Annotated in this window: 3 protein-coding genes; all 3 read left to right on the forward strand. The window is 64.7% G+C overall.

Annotated features, from left to right (window positions below; all coding sequences use genetic code 11):
- The coding region (locus E3T23_RS13160) for an FtsX-like permease family protein (protein ID WP_134370910.1) at positions 1-253 on the forward strand (253 nt) is incomplete at its 5' end.
- 136 nt (positions 254-389) lie between these two features.
- Entirely contained in the window at positions 390-1,562 is a 1,173-nt protein-coding gene (locus E3T23_RS13165; RefSeq protein WP_166806295.1) for a DUF6544 family protein, read from the forward strand.
- Positions 1,563-1,755: 193 nt separating this feature from the next.
- The gene (locus E3T23_RS13170; RefSeq protein WP_134370914.1) at positions 1,756-2,643 is read left to right on the forward strand and encodes a GNAT family N-acetyltransferase; all 888 of its coding nucleotides are present in this window, start codon (positions 1,756-1,758) and stop codon (positions 2,641-2,643) included.
- The last annotated feature ends 410 nt before the right edge of the window (positions 2,644-3,053 follow it).

Here is a 3,053-nt window from a genome sequence, read left to right on the forward strand (position 1 = left end):
GGCCGGGATCATCACCATCGAGAGCGTCTTGACGGCCCTGTTCGGCACCGTCGTCGGCGTTGTTCTTGGCGTTGCCATTGCATCAGTGATGCCGACCGTGTTCAACGGGGTCGGTCTGACCACGCTGGCCATCCCCTGGGCGCAGCTCGCCGGCATGCTCGCCTTGGCTGTCGTCGTCGGCGTGTTGGCCGCATTATGGCCAGCATCCCGTGCCGCCCGACTACCCGTGCTCGACGCCGTCGCATCCGACTGAGTCACCACCACCAGCCCAACCCAACCCACCCCAACCCCACGAAAACGAAGGCACACACCATGTCAGCCACCCGCATAAACCGCGTCGAAAACTCATTCCCCCGCCAAATTCGGGACGCGACCCGATGAGAACCTTCATGCGGTGGTTCGTCGTTGTCGTGCTCGTCGGGCACGGTCTCATCCACCTGCTCGGCGCAGCCAAAGGGTTCGACTGGGCGGAGGTGGAGGCTCTCACCCAGCCGATCGAACCGGCGCTCGGCCTGGTCTGGCTGACCGCCGCGATCGTAGTCGTAGCGACCGGGGTGCTGCTCGCGGCCCGCAATCGCAGGTGGTGGGTCGCCGGCACTATCGGCGTCCTGATCTCGCAGGCCGCAATCCTCACCTCATGGAGCGACGCTAAAACAGGCACGCTGGCAAACCTCCTGCTGTTGGCCGCCCTGGGATACACCTTCGTGTCCCACGGCCCCACGAGTTACCGCGCCGAGTACCAGCGTCTCGTCCAGGCCGCGCTCAGCGAAGCCCAACCGCGCTCAGACGTGGTTGTGACCGAAGCCGACCTGGCCCACCTGCCAGAGCTGGTCGCCGAGCACGTCCGGCGCTCCGGGGCAGTCGGTCAACCCCGAGTGTCCTCCCTGCGCGCCAAAATTCACGGCCGGATACGTGCCAGCGCCACGTCGCGATGGATGACCTACACCGGCGAGCAGGTCAACACCTACGGGCCCGCGCCCAGCCGGTTGTTCTGGATGGACGCCACGATGTTCAGCCTGCCGGTCGACGTCCTCCACGTCCTCGTCGGGCCCACCGCCACCATGCGCGTCAAGCTGTGCTCGATGCTGCCGATGGCAAATGCTGCAGGGCCGGAGATGGACCGGGCCGAAACCGTGACACTGTTCAACGACCTCTGCATCCTCGCCCCCGTGGCACTCATTGACGCACCCATCGTCTGGCAGCCCCTCGACGACAGCCATGTCCGCGGGGTATTCACCAACGGTGCGCAGACCGTGACCGCCGACCTGACCTTCCGCGACGGCGACCTCGTCGACTTCATCTCCGACGACCGGATGAGCACCAGTCAGGACGGCTCCACCTTCACCCCTCAACCCTGGTCGACACCCGTGAGCGACTATCGAACTTTCGGCACCCGGCGACTCGCCACCCGCGGCGAGGGCCGTTGGCATCCCACTGCCCCCCGAGACCAGTTCGTCTACTTTGAATACAACCTCGACACCATCACCTACAACCCCGACGCCGCAGCGGCTAACACGTCGGGCCAAGTTTTACGGGTGCGGAGGCCGAGGCTCCCGAAATGACGGCCTCGGTTTCACGCGCCTTGTACAATCCCTGGTTTGGCCGACGAATCCACCACTCACCAGCGTCCTCGCCGCAGGGGCCCTAGCTCTCGGGGCACGGTCCCGCCGCATCCGAAGCTCCCACCCATGAACCCCCCCCCCCACCGGGCATCCGTTCAACAGCGGGCATCCGTTTAAGAGAAAGATCCCCAACATGACCGCAATAGCCCACCAACATCCGGGAACAACCGGCTTCACCGACGAGTTCCACCGTGTGCGCGACTTCCTCGTACGGATCAACCATGCAATCCCGACCACCCCCGGCTTCCTGTGGGGGCGATGGGAATGGATGTTTTCCCTGCCCTACCTCGACGCCAGCGCGCTGCACCGCATTAGAATCTGGGAGCACAACGGACGCGTGGTGGCTGTCGTCACCTACGAAACCGAACTCGGCTCGGCCTACCTACTAACTGACCCCGAACACGCCGACCTGCTGCCAGACATGCTCCAGTACGCGCTCGAGCACCTCACCCGGGGCGGGGAAGTCAGGGTGCTCGTCGGTGAAACCGACCACAACCTGCAGCGCATCGCCGCCGCGCACGGCTTGACCGCGACGGCAGAGGCCGAAGCAAACGCCGTCCTCGACCTCGCCGGGGACTTGTCCTACCGCCTCCCCGCCGGCTATCGCATCGCCAGCCTCGCGAACGAACGCGACATGCTCCGCTTCGACCGACTCCTGCACCGCGGATTCAATAACCCTGGACTCCCGAGAGCCAACGCCGAGGCGATCCAGGAACGCCTAACCAGCGTATCTGGACCACACCTCAACCCCGAACTCAACATGCTGGTCGTCGCCCCCGACGGGGACTACGCCGCCTACTGCGGAATCTGGCACGAGCCCGGCACAACTTACGCCCTCGTCGAGCCGGTGTGCACCGACCCCGACCACCGACGTCGCGGCCTCGGACGCGCTGCCGTGCTCGAAGCCGCGCGGCGTTGCCGAGACCTGGGCGCCCGGGCCGCCTATGTCGGCTCGGATCAACTGTTCTATTACGCTCTGGGGTTCACGCCCCACTCCAGGGGGATCTGGTGGAAGCTGTGACTCGCACTTCCCCTCGACCGCGCGACACCACCGTTGCTGGCGCTCCAGATGTCGCGTAGGCGCATGACCTGACAGTGTCTGCGTCGTGCTTGTCAAAGCGATTTGGAAGTCGAGAAGTCGTTGCGGATCTGTCTTTCAGTGTTGCTAGAGAACATGGCGGCCTTTCCCCGCTAACCGCCGCCCGTTGTCGCCGGACCATCGCAGGTAGGCATTGACCTCCCCATTAACTGCCCGTAAGCCGGACCCCAACCGCTCACTCCCTCCCCTCGATAGAACTGCGACGCTCACGCCGAAGGGCCGTCCCGGTTACCCCGTGTCAGCGACGGTTGAATACCCAGCCAGAATCGACGGTTGAAAACTAGTCCACTCGACCACGATTGGATGGGTGATCACAGTGGAAGATTGGGCGT

This window comes from Cryobacterium cheniae (assembly GCF_004403395.1).
In the GTDB taxonomy this organism is placed as follows: domain Bacteria; phylum Actinomycetota; class Actinomycetes; order Actinomycetales; family Microbacteriaceae; genus Cryobacterium; species Cryobacterium cheniae.